Raw genomic sequence first — 16,497 nt, 5'->3', positions numbered from 1 at the left:
ATAGTTGTTTTTCTTGGTTGGTCGGCCACAGACGACGGCCTACGCTGTGGCTTTTATCCACTCTGCCCACAAGGAAAATTCATGACTACCGCAACGGCCCCAGCGCCCCGCACCCTCAAACTGGGTTTTGTTCTGCATGGCGTGGGGGCTGGCTGGGGCGACTGGCGCCACCCAGAGGCTGTGACGGATGCCAGCACCAACTTTCGTTTTTACCAATCCCAAGCCCAACTGGCCGAACAAGCCCGATTCGACTTTTTGTTTGTGGCCGATAGCGTCCACATCACCCCACGCTCCAGCCCGCACTACCTCAACCGCTTTGAGCCTGTAACAATTCTGTCGGCATTGGCCAGCGTGACCCGCCACATCGGGCTGGTAGCCACCATCACTGCCAGCTACAGCGAGCCATTTACCGTGGCCCGACAATTGGCCTCGCTAGACCATCTCAGCGGTGGGCGGGCTGCCTGGAATGTGGTGACTTCTTGGCTCGATGGCAGCGCCCGCAACTATGGCCGCCACCAACACTATGCCCACGACGTGCGCTACCGCCTAGCCAACGAACACTTGGACGTGGTGCAAGGACTGTGGGACTCTTGGGAAGACGATGCACTGGTGCGCAACCAAGAAACCGGCCAGTTCTTCGATGCACAGAAGCTGCACCGCTTAGACCATCAAGGCGAGTTCTTCTCGGTGGAAGGGCCGCTCAACATCAGCCGTTCACCACAAGGCCAGCCGGTGATTTTCCAGGCTGGTGCCTCAGAGAATGGCAAAAACTTTGCTGCCCAACGGGCCGATGCCATCTTCTTCCATGCCGACAGCTTTGAAGAAGCCCGCGCCTACTACCAAGAGGTGAAAGAGCGTGTCGCTGCCGCGGGCCGCAACCCCGACCAAGTGTTTTTGCTGCCCGGTTTTCGCCCGATTGTGGGGCGCACTGCCGAAGAGGCAGAACGCAAATACGAAGCGTTGGCGGCACTGGTGCCGATAGACAACGCCATTGCGGCACTGGCGCGGCCGTTCAACGACCATGATTTTTCGCAATACCCACTGGATGCCCCTTTCCCAGAGCTGGGCGACCTGGGGCGCAACAGCCAACAGGCAGCCAGCGACAAAATCAAGCAATATGCCAAGACCCACCACCTGACGCTGCGCGAAGCAGCACAGTGGTACGCCCGGCCCAAACGCACTTTTGTGGGCACAGCAGAACAGGTGGTAGATGAAATCCAGCGTTGGTTTGAGGGGGGTGCTGCCGATGGCTTCAACTTCTTTGAGGCGCTGCCCAATACCTCGCTCAAGGATTTTGTCGAATGGGCTGTACCACTGTTGCAACAGCGTGGGCTGCTACGCACCGAATACCCCGCCAGCACCTTCCGGGGCAATCTGGGGCTGCCATTTCCCATCAATCGTTACGCTCGGGAGCCACTGGCCACATGACCAATGGCAATGGCTGCCCTGTACGGGCAGCCATTGTGCGGGCCGCGTTGCGGCTCAAATCACCCGAAAGCCATGTGTGCCATCACGGCCCAATTGCTCAACCAAGCCAAACTCCCAGTCCAGATAAGCTTGCATGGCCTCGCGGGCGTTGTCGGTGCCTTCATAAGGTCGGCGATAGCGGTCAATGCAGGGCGAGGCCAGATGGGTGGCACCGTGCTCCAGTGGCAATCCCGCCTCTATCCAAGCGGTAGTGCCGCCTTGCAGCACATACACCTCTGCCCCGGTCAGACGTGCCACATCAGCGGCGGCATAACGGGCGAGCAGGCTGCTACCGCAGGTCAGCACATAACGGCGGGCTTTTGGCAGATGGGCCACAGCCTCAGCCAGTTGGGAACGCAACACAAACCAAGCCCCCGGAATATGGCGCTTGACATAGTTGGCGCTGGTGGTGGTGTCGATCACCACTGTTTCAGCAGCAGCCCCCGTTTGCAGCCAACTGGCCAACTCAACCGGTTGCACCAAGTTCAATGGGCCTTGTGGCTCTGGGTAACTGGGGGCGGGGGCAGCCACCTCAACAAAGGCACTGGCAGGCACACCGTCCAACACCCAAACCTCCCAGTTCATTTGCGCCAACCAAGAAGCGGTCATGTGGGCGCGCACCCCATCGGTATCTGCCAGCACAATGCGTGCGCCGCGTACGGGGGCGCAGTGGTCGGTCTCTTGCACCAATTGGCCGCCGGGGGCACTGCGAAAGCCCGGCAAATGGCCTGCCGCGTATTCTTCGGGGGTGCGAACATCCAACAGGTAGGTGGTACGCCCTGCTTGGGCCACAAAATGTGCCACATCTGCGAGCTGGGCGTGGCGCACCCCGGCACGGTCGGCCACCGCACGGGCTTGGCGGGCCGCTTGGGCCTGTTGCTCTGGCGAGACGGGGCCAAAACGACGGTCGGCACCATGCTCCAAGGTTTGGCCAGCCAGCGTCCAGCCAATGGTGCCATTGCGCAAAGCCGCTACCGGGTTGGGGATGCCCGCATTCACCAGCGACTGGGCACCAATCAGGCTGCGCGTACGCCCAGCACAATTGACAATGATCTGTGTGGCTGGATTGGGGGCGAGGGCTTGGGCGCGCAGCACCAACTCGGCCCCCGGCACGCTGATGCCCCCAGGAATGCTCATGGTCTGGTATTCATCCAAGCGGCGGGCATCGAGCACCACCACATCGGCATGTTGTTTGAGCAAGGTATGCACCTCTTCGGCGGCCAGCGAGGGGGTGTGACGCACCGATTCCACCAGCTCACCAAAAGATTTGCTGGGCACATTCACATCGATGAAGATTTCACCGCCCGCATCCTTCCAGCCTTGCAGCCCGCCGTGGAGCAAGGCCACATCGGTATAGCCCAGTTGTTGCAAGGTACGTGCTGCCGGTGCGGCCAGCCCCTCACCATTGTCATAGACCACGATGGCGGTATCGCGCCGAGGAATACGGCTCCAAGCATCCAGCTCCAGACGGCCTGCGGGAAAGTTGGCGGCAAACAACGGATGGCCTTGGGCAAAAGGGGCTTCTTCGCGCACATCGATCAGTGCAATTTCTTGCTGCGCCAGCAGCGCCTGGCGCACATCCTGAAAGGTTTTGAAAGGCAAGGGATGGGTCATAGTGTGGTTCAGAAAAGCAAAAAAGACAGGCAGACTCAAACAACAACCGCCGCCGCCTGCAAGGCGGCGTTCTTCTCGGTAGACAAATCCCAGATATTGGGCAAGGCGGTGTTGCTGTAACCCGAGACAAAGGGCTTGCGGCTGCCATCCTCCAAAAACACTGACCGCTCTACCGCGCCAATATTGGCACCGTACACATGGATGCTGATAGAGGGCTGGTCGGCCAGCGCATTGCTCACACGGTGCACATCACCCACGGTGGGCGAGACCGCCTCCACCTGACCAGGCCGCAACACCACGGGTGCGCCACTGGGCACCCAGCGGCCCAGTGCATCTTGCGCATAACCCTGCGACACCTCTGCGCCGCGCAACAGGCCAATCAGCCCCCACACGGTGTGATCGTGGATGGGCGTGGACTGCCCCGGCCCCCACACAAAGCTGACCACAGAAAAACGCCCCAGCGCATCGGCGTGGAGCAAATTTTGTTGGTAATACTGCGGTTGCGGCTGGGCGTAGTCATTGGGCAACCAGTCGTCATGGGCGACCAAATCGGCCAACAGGGCGCTGCCCTGGGTCAGGATCTCTGGCTCGGCGGGCTGGCGCTCCAGCAGGGCTGCCAGCTGCTGCACAAAGTGGCGCAGACGATGGGATGAAGGGTGCAAACGCATAGATAGACGGGTGCAAGAGAGAAGCAAGGGTTGGCATTGCATCGCATCGCCCGCATTTGCGGTGCTGATTCTTTTGCATATAGATGGCCGTTTTTCTTCGTTCCCCCAAGCCACGCACTGGGATGCAATGCAGACTTTTCGGGCACGCGAACACAGCACAAAACGCTGGTGCGTGCAGCTGTCATTTCAGGAAGAGGGGGTTTTTATGGTCGCAACACAAGATTTCATCGGGTCACGCCGCCAATGGCTGCGCGCTGTCGGGGCAGCGGGGATCGTGGGCGCCACTGGCATGGCGGCCAGCCATGTGTTGGCCCAAGGCACGACCGGCAAGCTGCGCCAGTTCAAGCTGGCTTGGAATGCCAATGCCCCGTGCTTGGCCGCGGCCCCAGTGGCCCTGGAGCGCGGACTGTTTGAGAAACATGGGCTGCAGGTAGAGCTCATCAACTTTGCTGGCTCCACTGACCAACTGCTCGAAACCATTGCCACGCAAAAGGCCGATGCCGCGCTGGGCATGATCCACCGCTGGATCAAGCCGCTAGAGTCTGGGCTGGATGTGAAGCTGGTGGGCAGCAGCCACGGCGGCTGCGTGCGGCTGGTGGGTTATGAACCTGCCGGGGCCACCACACTGGCCCAACTCAAAGGCAAGACGATTGCGGTCTCTGACCTCAACAGTCCGGGCAAAAATTTCTTTTCGGTGTTGCTGGTCAAGGCCGGTCTGAACCCCGACAAGGACGTGACTTGGCGCCAGTTTCCGGCCGACATGCTGGGGCTGGCTGTCGAAAAGGGCGAAGCCCATGCCATAGCCGACAGTGACCCCAACTTGGCACTGATCCAGCGCCGCACCAAAGGATTGGTCGATCTGGCCACCAACCTGTCGGGCGAATATGCCGCCAAAACCTGCTGTGTGGTGGGGGTAGGCACCAAGCTGGTACAGGCTGAGCGCCCAGTGGTGGCATCGCTGGTGCGTGCCATCAATGAAGCCTCGGAATTTGTGGCCGACTATCCCAATGAGGCCGCCAAGCTCTACAAGCCCTACTCCAAAGCCTCGCTAGAAGACTTGCGTGCTGTGCTGGGCACGCTGACCCACCGCAGCCATCCACACGGTGCAGCTTTGCAAAAAGAAGTCGAGTTCTATGCCCGCGATTTCAAACTGGTCAATGTGCTCAAGCCCGGCACCGACCCCGCACGGCTAGCCAAGCACGTCACCGTAGACGTATTGGGCTAAGCCCCTAGGAGCCTGAACATGAGCACTACCGCCGACAAACTGTTTCCCCCTCCTATCCCAGTGGCAGCTGCCTTGCGCCGCCCCACAGCGCACACACCGGCCAGCGCCCATGCAGAACGCCTCTCACCTTGGTGGGGCGGCTTAATCGCCGCGTTGGCCTGGGGTGTGCTGGGCAGCCTGACCTACGCTTGGCCCAACAAAGAAGTGGGCTTTAGCGACTGGGCCTACACCACTGAGTTTGCTTGGGTGGCCTTCGCGGTGGCCGTGGTGCTGGCAACCATCGGTTTGGCCCCTGCATTGGCAGGTGCCTTGCTGCCACGCTTGCGCTTGGCAGGGCCGTGGCTGGTGGCCTCTGCATTGGGCTTGGCACTGTGGGAGCTGTTCACCGCCAAGCTGGGCACCTTGCCCACCCCCTTCTTTGCGCCGCCACAAAGTTTGGCCGAGGTCTTTATCTCAGATGGAGAACGGCTGATCGATTGCGCGGCCAATTCGATCAAGCTGCTGCTGATCGGTATTGGTTTTGGCGGAGGAACGGGCTTTGTGGTGGGGGTGCTGATTGGCTGGTCTCGGCAGGCGAATTATTGGATTCATCCCGTGTTGCGCGTGCTGGGGCCCTTGCCCACCACGGCATTGCTGCCCATCTCGTTCTACTTCTTCCCGTCGAGCTGGTCTACCGCTGTGTTTCTGATTGCGCTGGGCACGGCCTTTCCAGTGGCTATCCTGACTTGGTCGGGGGTTTCCAGCGTGAACAAGAACTACTATGACGTGGCCCGCACAATGGGGGCTTCGCCTTGGTTTTTGGTGCTGCGGGTAGCCATTCCGGCGGCACTGCCGCAAGTGTTTGTCGGGTTGTTCATGGGGCTGGGCGCTGCGTTTTCGACGCTGGTAGTGGCCGAGATGTTGGGCGTCAAGTCTGGGCTGGGCTGGTATCTGACCTGGGCCCAAGGCTGGGCCAGCTACCCCAATATGTACGGTGCGCTGCTGGTGATGGCCCTGTTGTTTTCTGGCGTGATCTCGCTCTTGTTTTTGGCCCGCGATCGGGTGCTGTCGTGGCAAAAGGGGATGGTCAAATGGTGAGCACCGTTTTGCCCCCCAAGGCCACATCGGCCCACCCCACCACCGCCGCCCCGCAAGGCCAAGGCCAAGGCCAAGGCGCCCGCATTGAAGCACACAATGTCAGCCATTGGTTCCATCTGCCCAGCGGGGCTTTGCAAGTCATCAATGATTTGAACCTTGCGGTAGCGCCCGGCGAATTTGTTGCCCTGCTCGGCCCCAGCGGCTGCGGCAAGTCCACTTTTCTGCGATTGGTGGCCGGGCTAGAACCTGCCACCACAGGCCAGTTGCTGCACGATGAGCAACCAATCACAGACCCCGATCCCTCGCGGATTGTGGTGTTCCAAGACCCCACGCTGTTTCCCTGGCGCACCGTGTGGGACAACGTGGCCTTGGGGCTGCAAGCGCGTGGGCTCCTCAAAACCCAGCGCCACCGCGTGGACGATGCGCTCAAGCGGGTGGGGTTGGAGGGTTTTGCCAAAGCCTTTCCGCACCAGCTCTCTGGAGGCATGGCACAGCGTGTGGCCTTGGCACGCGCGTTGGTCAACGACCCCAGTTTGCTGGTGCTGGATGAGCCGCTGGGCAAGCTCGACTCCCTGACCCGCATTGCCATGCAGACCGAGTTGGTCGAGCTGTGGCAACGCACCGGGTTTTCAGCCTTGCTGGTGACACACGATGTAGAAGAAGCCTTGTTCATGGCCCAACGGGTGGTGGTGTTTTCTGAGCGCCCCGCCACCGTGAAGCAAATTTTAGTCAACGACCTGCCCTACCCACGCCACCGGGGAGACCCCCGATTGGCCCAACTGCGCCACGAAGCCTTGGCCCTGCTCGGGCTGGATGCAAGCTGGTAAGGTCAATTCACTTCGGCATGGACTGGAACTTGCCACCCGAGGCACTCAATGCCTTGCTCAGCCTGCTGCACGAGGCCCACATGGGCCTGCGGGCGCTGTGGCACGCACTGGGTTTATCCACCGAAGTGCATGGCCAACCTGCTTGGCCGTTTGCACAACGGCTAGCGGGCGAACGGTTAGTGCAAGAAGCAGGCCATGCACGCCGTGTGGTGCTGGCCTTGCTATCGGGGTTGACCGTGGTACTGCTGTGGGGTCTGTCGTGGCACTGGCGGCGCGCACGCGCAGTGCTGTGGGGGCTCACGGCGCTGCTGTTGCTGCTGACCCCGTGGCCCGAAGCCCGGTTGCTGCTCGCACCGGCAGTCAACACCAGCTTGCACCAGTCCCCCAGCCAATTTACCGCCGATGGCATCGTGCGTGGGCAAGCGTTGTACCAACAGCATTGCCTGCGGTGTCACGGCAGTGATGGTCGGGGCGAAGGGCCAGATGCACCGCATTTGCCGATGTGGCCCCCTAACTTCAGTGGTGCCTTGCTCTGGAAGCGACTGGAGGGCGAACTGTTCTGGCGTGTACGCCACGGGCTGCACAACCGCCACGGCCAAGCAACCATGCCCGGCTTTGCCTCCTCATTGAATGACACCCAAATCTGGGAACTGCTGGACTTCCTACAAGCCCAAGCAGCTGGCCAAACCTTGAAAGAATCTGGTGTCTGGCAATCGCCCATACGGCTGCCCAACGCCAGCGTGCGGTGCCGTCAGGGCCACCACAGCACGCTGCGCCACCTTACTGGCCAACGCCTGCGCATCGTGCTCACGGATGGCACCGCCCCCACCGTGGCCGAAGACCCCCGGCTGGTCACCGTGCTGGTAGGCCCATCCAACGACGCGCTGGCGCAAGCCGATCCCGAATGCCACAGCCACAGCACACAGATGACCGAGGCGCTGGCCTTGGTGCTGGGCGTGCCCACCCCTGAAGTGGTTGGTTACCAACTGATGGTCGATCGCCAAGGTTGGCTGCGGGCGCGGGGCAAGCCAGGGCAAGCTGCATGGTCAGAAAACGATCTGGTTTGTCGCTCCAACACCACGGCAGCTACTGCACCTACCAGCGCCAGCCCCAGCAGTGATGGACTCGAGAGCCTGATCCGCCGCATGGATGCCGAGCCAGTGCGCTTGCTACGGGGGGGCTTTCCACACGGCAGTTAAGGCGCTGCACTCGCGGCCTGTCATGCAGTTTCTGCATGAGCACGACCGTTTTCCTTCGTTGGCGCAGACCCATGCAGCTTCTATCGTCAAGGCCATTGATTGCTTTCTTCCTGACCGATTTCAAGGAGTTCTTATGGGTGTCCAGTTCATTGGCATGATCCAACCACACGAAGTGTCTGAAACCTTTGCCCGCAAAGGCAGTGCTGTCGATCCCGATTACGTTCGCGTCTTTGCCCAGGCCCATGAACACGCTGGGTTTGACCGCATTCTGGTGCCTGCCCACGGCACCAGCCCCGACAACCTGCTCACCGTGGCCTATGCGGCGCTGGCCACACGCAAAATTCCGTTTTTGTTGGCACACCGCCCCGGCCTGACGGCGCCCACCGTTGCCGCGCGCCAGTTGGCAACGCTAGACCAGTATTTGGGGGGCCGTGTGGCCGTCCACTACATCACCGGCGGGTCAGACGAAGACCAACAGCGTGATGGTGATTTTCTTGACCACGACCAGCGTTATGCCCGCACCGATGAATACCTGAGCGTGCTGCGCCGCGTCTGGACGGAAGAAGCCCCCTTTGACCATCAAGGGGCACATTACCGTATCCAAGGTGCATGGTCAGAAGTCAAGCCGCTACAAAAGCCCTATGTGCCCATTTATTTTGGTGGTGCCTCGGCACCGGCACTGCAAGTGGCAGGCAAACATGCCGATGTTTATGCGCTGTGGGGCGAATCGCTGGCCCAAGCCGGCGACTTGGTGCGCCGCGTACGCGCTGAGGCCGCACAGCATGGCCGCAGTATTGCGTTCAGCATTTCTTTCCGCCCCATTCTGGGAGCCACCGAAGAGCAAGCCTGGGCCAAGGCCGAGCGCATTCTGCAAGACACCCGCCGTTTGCGCAACGAACAAGGCTACGCCCGTGGGGGCGCACAGCAAAGCGAAGGCGCACGGCGCTTGCTCAGCGATGCGGCCCAAGGCGACCGCGTGGATGAACGCCTCTGGACAGCCATTGCCCGAGAAACGGGGGGACGCTCTAACACTACGGCGCTGGTCGGCACCCCCGAGCAGGTGGCCGATGCGCTGCTCAAGTACTACGACCTGGGTATCACCACCTTCCTGATTCGGGGCTTTGACCCACTGCCCGATGCCATCCAGTATGGCCGCGACCTGCTGCCACTGGTGCGCGCCAAGGTGGCCGAACGCGAACGCCTGGCCGCCGCCCAGCCGGTGCTCAAGGCGGCCTAAGCCACAGCGCCCCCGCCCACAGCCTCTCTTGACCCCATCACTGATTCACTATGTCCGCTGTTCTGTCTTCCTTGCCACGCACCAGCACGCTGGCCTTCAACCCCCAACCCGAACGCAAAGACTGGTTTGAACCCGCACCACCACGCCCCACCCTGGAGGCCGAACGCCGCTACCGCCAAGAGCGGCTGGCGGTGGCCTTTAGGCTGTTTGCCCAATGGGGTTTTGACTATGGGCTGGCCGGGCACATCACGGCCCGCGACCCCCAATGGACTGACCACTTTTGGGTCAATCCGCTAGGGGTGCATTTTTCGCAGATCAAGGTTTCAGATCTGCTACTGGTCAACTCCAACGGCGAAATTGTCATTGGCGAGGGGCCACTCAACCGGGCGGCCTTTGCCATCCATGCCGCACTGCACGAGGCCCGCCCCGACATTGTGGCCGCTGCCCATACCCATTCGGTGTACGGCAAGGCGTGGTCTGCACTGGGCCGCCTGCTGGAGCCATTGACGCAGGATTCATGCATCTTCTACGAAGACCACGCACTATTTGACGACTTCACCGGCGTGGTGCTGGAAAAAGAGGAAGGCCTGCGCATTAGCAAGGCGCTGGGCCAGCGCAAAGCAGTGATCCTCAAAAACCACGGCATCCTCACCGCTGGCCCCTCAGTAGAAGCCGCTGCTTGGTGGTATGTGGCACTAGAAAACGCCAGCCAAGCCCAACTGCTGGCCGAGGCCGCAGGCCAACCCCAGCCCATTCCCCATGCCATAGCCCAGCTTACCCACGCGCAAATTGGTGGGCCAGGAGGTGCCGAATTTGCCTTCAAGGCACTGTTTGAACGGTTGGTGCGAGAGCAACCCGAGGTATTGCAATGAATGCCCCACTCACCTGGGGCCAAACCGCCCAAACACTGGCAGTAGAGTTTGCCGCCCGCGCCGCCCAGCACGACCGCGAAGCCAGCTTTCCGTTTGAGAACTTCCATGACCTGCACCGCGCGGGGCTGTTGGCACTGGCGGCCCCTCGCGCCTTGGGCGGGCAAGGAGCCTCGCTGGCCCACCTGGGGGAGGTGATTGGTGCTGTGGGCCAAGGCGACCCAGCCACCGCGCTGGTGCTGACCATGCAATACATCCAGCACCGCAGCATGGGCCAGCGCGGCAAAATTTGGCCCGAGCATTTGGCACGCCAACTGGTACAAGAGGCCGTAGCAGGCGTCTCATTGATCAATGCGCTGCGGGTGGAGCCAGAACTGGGCTCGCCCGCCCGTGGTGGATTGCCTGGTACCGTGGCCCGTCAAACCACCGAAGGCTGGCGCATCTCGGGGCACAAGGTGTATTCCACTGGCGTGCCCATCCTGAAGTGGTATGCCGTCTGGGCACGCACCGATGAGGCAGAACCACGTTTAGGCACGTTCTTGGTGCCTGCTGGCCTGCCCGGCATTCGCATTGTCGAAACCTGGGACCACCTGGGCTTGCGCGCCAGTGGTAGCCATGATGTGATTCTGGACAACGTGCTCATCGCCCACGACCATGCCCTAGATTTGCGCCAGCCCCACGACTGGGCCGGGGGCGACCCCAGCCTACAAGCAGACATGACGGTGCTGATGGGAGCCCTCTATACCGGCGTGGCCCGCGCAGCCCGCCACTGGGTGATCGATTTTTTACGCCAGCGCCAACCCGCCAGCTTGGGGGCCACACTCTCGACCCTGCCGCGCGCCCAAGAAATCATCGGCCAAATCGAGGGCTGGTTGCTCACCAACCACCGGCTGATCGCCAGTCTGGCCCGCGATGTAGATGCCGGGCTGGATGTGCCCACTGTAGAGAGCGGCCTCATCAAATCCATCACCACCAACAACGCCGTGCAAGCCGTGCAAGCGGCCCTGTCCTTGAGCAGCAACCACGGTATCTCGCGCAAAAACCCACTGGAGCGCCACCTGCGCGATGTGCTCTGCGGACGCATCCACACCCCACAAGACGACAGCGTGCATATTGCCGCCGGACGGCGTGCTTTGGGCGTATGAGCCGCCCCCGCCTGACCATCCTGAACCAGCTTGGCACGGCTACCACCCGCGCCATTGCCACCTCGGGAGCGCAGGTGCAAGTGCTGGACGATGCCTGCGTATCCCCCTGGCAACAAACTGCCCATGCCGAGATACTGCTGACCGCACCACGCAATGGCTGGCGCGAAGCCCCGCAGCAAGCACCACCGGGCTGGCCGGGCCGCCTGCGTTGGGTACATACGGCCTCTGCGGGGGTGGACTTCTATCCCCGCTGGTTGTTAGATGTGCCACAGGTCAGCTGCTCACGCGGTGTGGCCGCCGCACCTATTGCCGAATTTGTACTGCACGCCCTGCTGGCACACACCAAGGAGTTGGGCCAGCGCCGGGTGACAGATCCACAACAATGGCACGATGGCTTTGCCCAAGTGCATACCACGCCCCTGGGTCTGCTACAGGGCCAAACTTTGGGTTTGCTGGGCTATGGCGCTATCGGTCAGGCCATCGCGGTTCGGGCGCAAGCCTTGGGCATGCATGTGCTGGCCCTGCGCCAAAGTGCTGCGCCTGTGGGGGATGCAGGTGTGGGCACGGTGCGCAGCTTGCCCGAACTGCTGGCGCTATCTGACCATCTGGTGCTGGCCCTGCCTGCCACAGCCGCCACATACCACATCATCAATGCCCACACCCTGGCGCATGCACGCGCTGGGCTGCATCTGGTCAACATTGCCCGTGGGTCACTGGTGGATCAGACCGCACTGCTGGCCGCTTTGGACGCTGGCCGCCTGAGCGGTGCCACGCTGGATGTCACCGACCCAGAACCCCTACCCACCGGGCATCTGCTCTACACCCACCCACGGGTGCGGCTCACGCCGCATATCTCTTGGTCGGCCAGCAACGCCGTGGCCGCAACCGCAGAAAAATTTGTGGTCAACCTACACCGCTATCTGCACGGCCAACCCTTGCTGGATCAGGTAGACCCCCAACGGGGCTACTAGAAGACCAGCCAGACAGCCCATGCCGCCACAAAGTCATTTTGGGAGTTTGCTTGCACACAAATCTTCGTTGGCGGCAACCCCCTGGGTGTCCATCATCACCTGACCGGACATCTCCGGTCAGGTTCTGCATTGCGCAGCCCTGCTGACCACAACCCAAGGATTTCACCATGAGCAACCATGTCTACCAGATTCTCGAATTCACAGGCTCTTCGACCGTTGGGTCAGACGAAGCCGTGCAAAACGCCATTGCCAAAGCTACCAACGCCAGCCGCCAGATCAAATGGTTTGAAGTAGTGGAAACACGCGGCCAAGTGCAAGACGGTCAGGTGGCGCACTGGCAAGTGACGCTCAAGGTTGGCCACACCCTGGCCTGAATACCGTTTTTTTGAGCGAGCCTGTGCCATGCAACGACGCCAGTTTCACCAATTTCTAACCTCCGCCGTGACTGCTGCGGCTTTTCTCTCACCCGTATTGGTACACGCACAGCCCCGCGTGTTGTTGCGGGCCGGTGACCAAAAAGGCGGCCTGCAAGCCCTGCTGGAGGCCGCCGGAGAACTCAAAGAGCTGCCCTACGACATCAAGTGGAGCGAGTTTCCCGCAGCCGCCCCCTTGGCCGAGGCGCTCCACGCCAACGCGGTGGATTTTGGCACTATTGGGGATGCGCCGTTGCTGTTCACATTGGCAGCGGGCAGCAAGGTCAAAGCCTTTGCGGCCAACCGCTCTGATGCCTATGGCACCGCCATTTTGGTCAGGCCAGACTCGCCTTTCAAAACCGCAGCCGACCTTCAAGGCAAAAGTATTGCCACCAACCGAGGCTCTATTGGGCACTTTGTCACCCTCAAGGCGTTGGCCTCGGTGGGCCTCAAGGCAGACGATGTGCAGCTGCGCTTTATTCCTCCCGCAGATGCCAAGCTGGCCTTGACCCAAGGCTCGGTAGATGCCTGGGCCACTTGGGAGCCCTATACCGCACTGGCCGAAACTGGAGGCCATGCCAAGGTACTGGTCAATGGCCGGGGGCTGTGGAGCGGTTTGGGGTTTTTGGCGGCCACAGAACAGGCGTTGGCCGACAAACGGGCCGTGCTGCAAGACTTCAAAAACCGGGTCGAGCGGGCGCAGGCTTGGTCTTACCAGCACAGCAAGGAATTCGGCACCACCTTGGCTCGCATCATTGGCATTCCGGCCAACGCTGCGCAATTGCAGTTTGAGCGCCGGGCCACCCGGTGGCAAGCCATCGATGCCCCCCTCATCGCCGAGCAGCAGCGCACAGCCGATTTTTATCTGGCCGCTGGGCTGCTCAAACAACGGCTAGATGTGCAAGCCACCTTTGACACCCGCTTCCACACCGGGTGACGCCAAAGTTGTGGCAGCCCAAAAAAGATGTTTAAGTTATTTCAACTCTGTTTTTTATTCTTTTGTGAAATGAATGTTTTCTCCTAAATTGGCTGCCATAGCCCTTTGAGAACCCCAAGGAAACATTCCCCATGACTGCCGAAATCGCAGAAACCCCCCTTCCCGCCACGCTAGAACAAGCCCGCGCCAACGCTCTAGCACAGGGCTTGTCGTACGCTGGTGGTGTCTCGCCCACCACAGCATGGGAACTGGTACACAACGGACAAGCCCTGTTGGTAGACGTGCGCACCACCGAAGAGCGCAAGTTTGTGGGCCATGTGCCCCAGAGCCTGCATGTCGCTTGGGCGACGGGCACCTCTCTGACCCGCAACCCGCGCTTTGTGCGCGAGCTGGAAGCCAAATTGGCCCCATACGGTGGCAAAGAGGCCATCGTGCTGCTGCTGTGCCGCAGCGGCAAACGCTCGGTGCTGGCCGCCGAAGCGGCGGCAGCCGTGGGTTTTAACCATGTCTTTAATGTCTTAGAAGGTTTTGAAGGCGAGCTCGATGCCACACAACAACGGGGCAAAGATGACGGCTGGCGCCACCACGGACTGCCCTGGGTGCAAGACTGAGAAGGCGCAGCACCATGTCCACTTTTGATATTGCCGGTATCGCCCAAGCATTGCATGCGGCACGCCGTGAATGGCGCGAAGCGCAAAACCGCTCCCAAGAGCCAGGCGGGCGCGAGCTGCCATCGCGCCATGCACTGGTCAAAATCGTTGATCAGCTCAAAGAGTCTCTGTTTCCAATGCGTCTGGGGCCATTGGACTTGCGCCAAGAAAGCGAAGACTTTTTTGTTGCCCATCGGCTCGATGCCGCATTGCACGCCCTGCTGGGGCAAGTGGTGCTAGAGCTGCGCTATAGCCGCCGCCACAGCCCGCACACCAGCAGCGACTTGCAAACCGATGCCTTGGCAGCCACGCGCAGTTTTGCCCAATCCTTGCCCGGCATCCGCCACCTGCTCGACAGCGATGTATTGGCCGCCTACTATGGCGACCCTGCTGCGCGCGGAGTTGACGAGGTGCTCCTGTGCTACCCCGGCATTCTGGCCATGATCCACCACCGACTGGCGCATCGGCTATACCAATTGGGGCTGCCACTACTGGCACGCATCGTCTCAGAATTGGCGCACAGCCAAACCGGCATTGACATCCACCCCGGCGCCCAAATTGGCGCAGGCTTCTTTATCGACCACGGCACTGGCGTAGTGATTGGCGAAACCGCTGTCATTGGTCAGAACGTGCGCATCTACCAGGCCGTGACGCTGGGTGCCAAGAGCTTCCCGAAAGATGGTCAGGGCCATCCGCAAAAAGGCTTACCTCGCCACCCCATCGTAGAAGACGATGTGGTGATTTATGCCGGTGCCACCATCCTAGGGCGGGTCACCTTGGGGCAAGGTGCAGTGATTGGCGGCAACGTCTGGATCACGCACGACGTGCCCGCTGGCTGCCATATCACCCAAGCCATCTCCCGCGAGGGGCAACCATGAGTGGCGGCAGCAATCTCATCCAAAGCTTTGGCGTGGCCGTGCGCCAATCGCGCGAGGCACAGGGCTGGTCACAAGAACAACTGGCCGAGCAGGCCGACCTCAACCGCTCCTATGTAGGCGAAATCGAACGGGGCCGGGCCATTGCCTCTTTACAAACCGTCGAAAAGTTGGCGTTGTCGCTGGGCATGGCGCCCTCTGCCTTGGTGCTGCGCGGCGAAGCCCTGCGCCAAGCCAATCTGGTGCGGGGCTTGCAGTTGGCGGCTATAGCCTGTTGAAGCATCCCCACAGAAATTTGACACTGCACCTTGCATTTTTTCACTGTTGTTTTTTGAGGGAGTTTCTTTATGTCGGCAACCGTAGGCGGTACTACCGCACTGGGCGATAACGCAGCGCGGCAATTAGCCAATGCCACCAAAACAGCGCCACAACTGGCAACCATCACCCCCCGTTGGCTAACCCATTTGCTGCAATGGACACCCGTAGAGGCCGGCATCTTTCGCCTCAACCGCGTCAAGAACCCCGAAGACATCAAGGTGGTTTGCACCGCCAAAGAAAAAGACAACAAGCAACTGCCCCGCACCTTTGTTGAATACGAAGAGCACCCGCGCGAGTTTTTCTTGAACGGCGTGAGCACCGTGTTGGATGTGCATACCCGCATTTCTGATCTCTACAGCAGCCCGCACGATCAAGTCAAAGAGCAGTTACGCCTGACCATCGAGACCATCAAAGAAAACCAAGAAAGCGAACTGATTAACAACCCCGACTATGGCCTCTTGGCCCAAGTCACGGAGGAACAACGCATTTTCCCGTTGACTGGCGCACCCACCCCCGATGACTTGGACGAGCTGCTGACCAAGGTCTGGAAAGAACCGGCCTTCTTTTTGGCCCACCCACTCACCATTGCTGCTTTTGGCCGCGAAGCCACCCGCCGGGGCACGCCACCGCCTACGGTCAGCCTGTTTGGCTCACAGTTCATCACCTGGCGCGGTGTGCCGCTGATTCCATCCGACAAAGTGCCGGTGGCCGATGGCAAGAGCAAAATTTTGCTGCTGCGCGTGGGCGATAAGCGCCAAGGCGTAGTGGGCCTGTACCAGCCCGGCCTGCCCGGCGAGCAAAGCCCCGGCCTGTCGGTGCGCTTCATGGGCATCAACAACCATGCCATTGCCTCCTATTTGATTTCGCTCTATTGCTCGCTGGCCGTGCTGACGCCAGATGCACTGGCCGTACTAGACGATGTGGAAATCAACAAATACCACGACTACCCCGACACCTACAAATAAAGTGGCCGCGTGGTGACTATCCTTTCATCCCCCCCTACTG

At 60.8% G+C, this 16,497-nt stretch carries 17 protein-coding genes; 15 read left to right on the top strand and 2 right to left on the bottom strand.

The genetic code is table 11. The features are described 5' to 3' along the window. Positions 1 to 81 precede the first annotated feature (81 nt). Complete coding sequence (locus ACFO6X_RS10570) at positions 82 to 1,428, top strand: LLM class flavin-dependent oxidoreductase (protein ID WP_382432781.1); 1,347 nt, start codon at positions 82 to 84, stop codon at positions 1,426 to 1,428. A 54-nt stretch (positions 1,429 to 1,482) separates the two neighbouring features. On the opposite strand, the gene ACFO6X_RS10565 is transcribed toward ACFO6X_RS10570, so the two are convergent. Together ACFO6X_RS10565 and ACFO6X_RS10560 are read right to left on the bottom strand one after the other, a co-directional pair. Continuing rightward, positions 1,483 to 3,081 (bottom strand): rhodanese-related sulfurtransferase, encoded by a 1,599-nt coding sequence (locus tag ACFO6X_RS10565; protein ID WP_382432779.1) that lies wholly within the window; start codon positions 3,079 to 3,081, stop codon positions 1,483 to 1,485. A 35-nt stretch (positions 3,082 to 3,116) separates the two neighbouring features. Continuing rightward, positions 3,117 to 3,749 (bottom strand): cysteine dioxygenase family protein, encoded by a 633-nt coding sequence (locus tag ACFO6X_RS10560; protein ID WP_382432777.1) that lies wholly within the window; start codon positions 3,747 to 3,749, stop codon positions 3,117 to 3,119. A gap of 205 nt (positions 3,750 to 3,954) precedes the next feature. On the opposite strand from ACFO6X_RS10560, the gene ACFO6X_RS10555 reads away from it, so the two are divergent. From ACFO6X_RS10555 to ACFO6X_RS10490, 14 genes are all read left to right on the top strand, one after another. Continuing rightward, entirely contained in the window at positions 3,955 to 4,974 is a 1,020-nt protein-coding gene (locus tag ACFO6X_RS10555; protein ID WP_382432775.1) for an ABC transporter substrate-binding protein, read from the top strand. Positions 4,975 to 4,992: 18 nt separating this feature from the next. Continuing rightward, the gene (locus ACFO6X_RS10550; protein WP_382432773.1) at positions 4,993 to 6,051 is read left to right on the top strand and encodes an ABC transporter permease; all 1,059 of its coding nucleotides are present in this window, start codon (positions 4,993 to 4,995) and stop codon (positions 6,049 to 6,051) included. Next, positions 6,045 to 6,878, top strand: a complete 834-nt coding sequence (locus tag ACFO6X_RS10545) for an ABC transporter ATP-binding protein (protein ID WP_382432771.1) — start codon at positions 6,045 to 6,047, stop codon at positions 6,876 to 6,878. The genes ACFO6X_RS10550 and ACFO6X_RS10545 overlap by 7 nt, the downstream gene beginning before the upstream one ends. 17 nt (positions 6,879 to 6,895) lie before the next feature. Then, entirely contained in the window at positions 6,896 to 8,077 is a 1,182-nt protein-coding gene (locus ACFO6X_RS10540; protein WP_382432769.1) for a c-type cytochrome, read from the top strand. A 133-nt stretch (positions 8,078 to 8,210) separates the two neighbouring features. Beyond that, positions 8,211 to 9,314, top strand: coding sequence for an LLM class flavin-dependent oxidoreductase (locus ACFO6X_RS10535; RefSeq protein ID WP_382432803.1), 1,104 nt, complete (start codon positions 8,211 to 8,213; stop codon positions 9,312 to 9,314). Positions 9,315 to 9,364: 50 nt separating this feature from the next. Beyond that, positions 9,365 to 10,186 carry a class II aldolase/adducin family protein gene (locus ACFO6X_RS10530; RefSeq protein ID WP_382432767.1) on the top strand — a complete coding sequence of 274 codons (822 nt, stop codon included), beginning with the start codon at positions 9,365 to 9,367 and terminating at the stop codon, positions 10,184 to 10,186. Beyond that, entirely contained in the window at positions 10,183 to 11,328 is a 1,146-nt protein-coding gene (locus ACFO6X_RS10525; RefSeq protein WP_382432765.1) for an acyl-CoA dehydrogenase family protein, read from the top strand. Before ACFO6X_RS10530 ends, ACFO6X_RS10525 begins: the two co-directional genes overlap by 4 nt. Beyond that, entirely contained in the window at positions 11,325 to 12,299 is a 975-nt protein-coding gene (locus tag ACFO6X_RS10520; RefSeq protein ID WP_382432763.1) for an NAD(P)-dependent oxidoreductase, read from the top strand. The genes ACFO6X_RS10525 and ACFO6X_RS10520 overlap by 4 nt, the downstream gene beginning before the upstream one ends. Before the next feature lie 167 nt (positions 12,300 to 12,466). Beyond that, positions 12,467 to 12,673 carry a dodecin gene (locus ACFO6X_RS10515; RefSeq protein ID WP_382432761.1) on the top strand — a complete coding sequence of 69 codons (207 nt, stop codon included), beginning with the start codon at positions 12,467 to 12,469 and terminating at the stop codon, positions 12,671 to 12,673. A 28-nt stretch (positions 12,674 to 12,701) separates the two neighbouring features. After that, positions 12,702 to 13,649 (top strand): ABC transporter substrate-binding protein, encoded by a 948-nt coding sequence (locus tag ACFO6X_RS10510; protein ID WP_382432759.1) that lies wholly within the window; start codon positions 12,702 to 12,704, stop codon positions 13,647 to 13,649. 131 nt (positions 13,650 to 13,780) lie between these two features. Next, positions 13,781 to 14,260 carry a rhodanese-like domain-containing protein gene (locus ACFO6X_RS10505; RefSeq protein WP_382432757.1) on the top strand — a complete coding sequence of 160 codons (480 nt, stop codon included), beginning with the start codon at positions 13,781 to 13,783 and terminating at the stop codon, positions 14,258 to 14,260. A 14-nt stretch (positions 14,261 to 14,274) separates the two neighbouring features. Continuing rightward, positions 14,275 to 15,177, top strand: coding sequence for a serine O-acetyltransferase EpsC (gene epsC, locus ACFO6X_RS10500; RefSeq protein ID WP_382432755.1), 903 nt, complete (start codon positions 14,275 to 14,277; stop codon positions 15,175 to 15,177). Then, positions 15,174 to 15,452: a helix-turn-helix domain-containing protein gene (locus tag ACFO6X_RS10495; RefSeq protein WP_382432753.1), complete on the top strand. Its 279-nt coding sequence runs from the start codon at positions 15,174 to 15,176 to the stop codon at positions 15,450 to 15,452. Before epsC ends, ACFO6X_RS10495 begins: the two co-directional genes overlap by 4 nt. A 69-nt stretch (positions 15,453 to 15,521) precedes the next feature. After that, on the top strand, positions 15,522 to 16,457 hold the full coding sequence (locus ACFO6X_RS10490; RefSeq protein WP_382432752.1) for a family 2A encapsulin nanocompartment shell protein: 936 nt from the start codon (positions 15,522 to 15,524) through the stop codon (positions 16,455 to 16,457). Positions 16,458 to 16,497: the final 40 nt, after the last annotated feature.

The organism is Giesbergeria sinuosa (genome assembly GCF_042652905.1).
GTDB lineage: Bacteria > Pseudomonadota > Gammaproteobacteria > Burkholderiales > Burkholderiaceae_C > Simplicispira > Simplicispira sinuosa.
This window is presented reverse-complemented; position numbering and strand designations above follow the sequence as displayed.

What these genes read in the sequence shown, in the direction of transcription:
- ACFO6X_RS10570 (WP_382432781.1), top strand. Translation starts at nt 82, where the DNA reads ATGACTACCGCAACGGCCCCAGCGCCCCGCACCCTCAAACTGGGTTTT.
- ACFO6X_RS10565 (WP_382432779.1), bottom strand. Translation starts at nt 3,081, where the DNA reads ATGACCCATCCCTTGCCTTTCAAAACCTTTCAGGATGTGCGCCAGGCG.
- ACFO6X_RS10560 (WP_382432777.1), bottom strand. Translation starts at nt 3,749, where the DNA reads ATGCGTTTGCACCCTTCATCCCATCGTCTGCGCCACTTTGTGCAGCAG.
- ACFO6X_RS10555 (WP_382432775.1), top strand. Translation starts at nt 3,955, where the DNA reads ATGGTCGCAACACAAGATTTCATCGGGTCACGCCGCCAATGGCTGCGC.
- ACFO6X_RS10550 (WP_382432773.1), top strand. Translation starts at nt 4,993, where the DNA reads ATGAGCACTACCGCCGACAAACTGTTTCCCCCTCCTATCCCAGTGGCA.
- ACFO6X_RS10545 (WP_382432771.1), top strand. Translation starts at nt 6,045, where the DNA reads ATGGTGAGCACCGTTTTGCCCCCCAAGGCCACATCGGCCCACCCCACC.
- ACFO6X_RS10540 (WP_382432769.1), top strand. Translation starts at nt 6,896, where the DNA reads ATGGACTGGAACTTGCCACCCGAGGCACTCAATGCCTTGCTCAGCCTG.
- ACFO6X_RS10535 (WP_382432803.1), top strand. Translation starts at nt 8,211, where the DNA reads ATGGGTGTCCAGTTCATTGGCATGATCCAACCACACGAAGTGTCTGAA.
- ACFO6X_RS10530 (WP_382432767.1), top strand. Translation starts at nt 9,365, where the DNA reads ATGTCCGCTGTTCTGTCTTCCTTGCCACGCACCAGCACGCTGGCCTTC.
- ACFO6X_RS10525 (WP_382432765.1), top strand. Translation starts at nt 10,183, where the DNA reads ATGAATGCCCCACTCACCTGGGGCCAAACCGCCCAAACACTGGCAGTA.
- ACFO6X_RS10520 (WP_382432763.1), top strand. Translation starts at nt 11,325, where the DNA reads ATGAGCCGCCCCCGCCTGACCATCCTGAACCAGCTTGGCACGGCTACC.
- ACFO6X_RS10515 (WP_382432761.1), top strand. Translation starts at nt 12,467, where the DNA reads ATGAGCAACCATGTCTACCAGATTCTCGAATTCACAGGCTCTTCGACC.
- ACFO6X_RS10510 (WP_382432759.1), top strand. Translation starts at nt 12,702, where the DNA reads ATGCAACGACGCCAGTTTCACCAATTTCTAACCTCCGCCGTGACTGCT.
- ACFO6X_RS10505 (WP_382432757.1), top strand. Translation starts at nt 13,781, where the DNA reads ATGACTGCCGAAATCGCAGAAACCCCCCTTCCCGCCACGCTAGAACAA.
- epsC (WP_382432755.1), top strand. Translation starts at nt 14,275, where the DNA reads ATGTCCACTTTTGATATTGCCGGTATCGCCCAAGCATTGCATGCGGCA.
- ACFO6X_RS10495 (WP_382432753.1), top strand. Translation starts at nt 15,174, where the DNA reads ATGAGTGGCGGCAGCAATCTCATCCAAAGCTTTGGCGTGGCCGTGCGC.
- ACFO6X_RS10490 (WP_382432752.1), top strand. Translation starts at nt 15,522, where the DNA reads ATGTCGGCAACCGTAGGCGGTACTACCGCACTGGGCGATAACGCAGCG.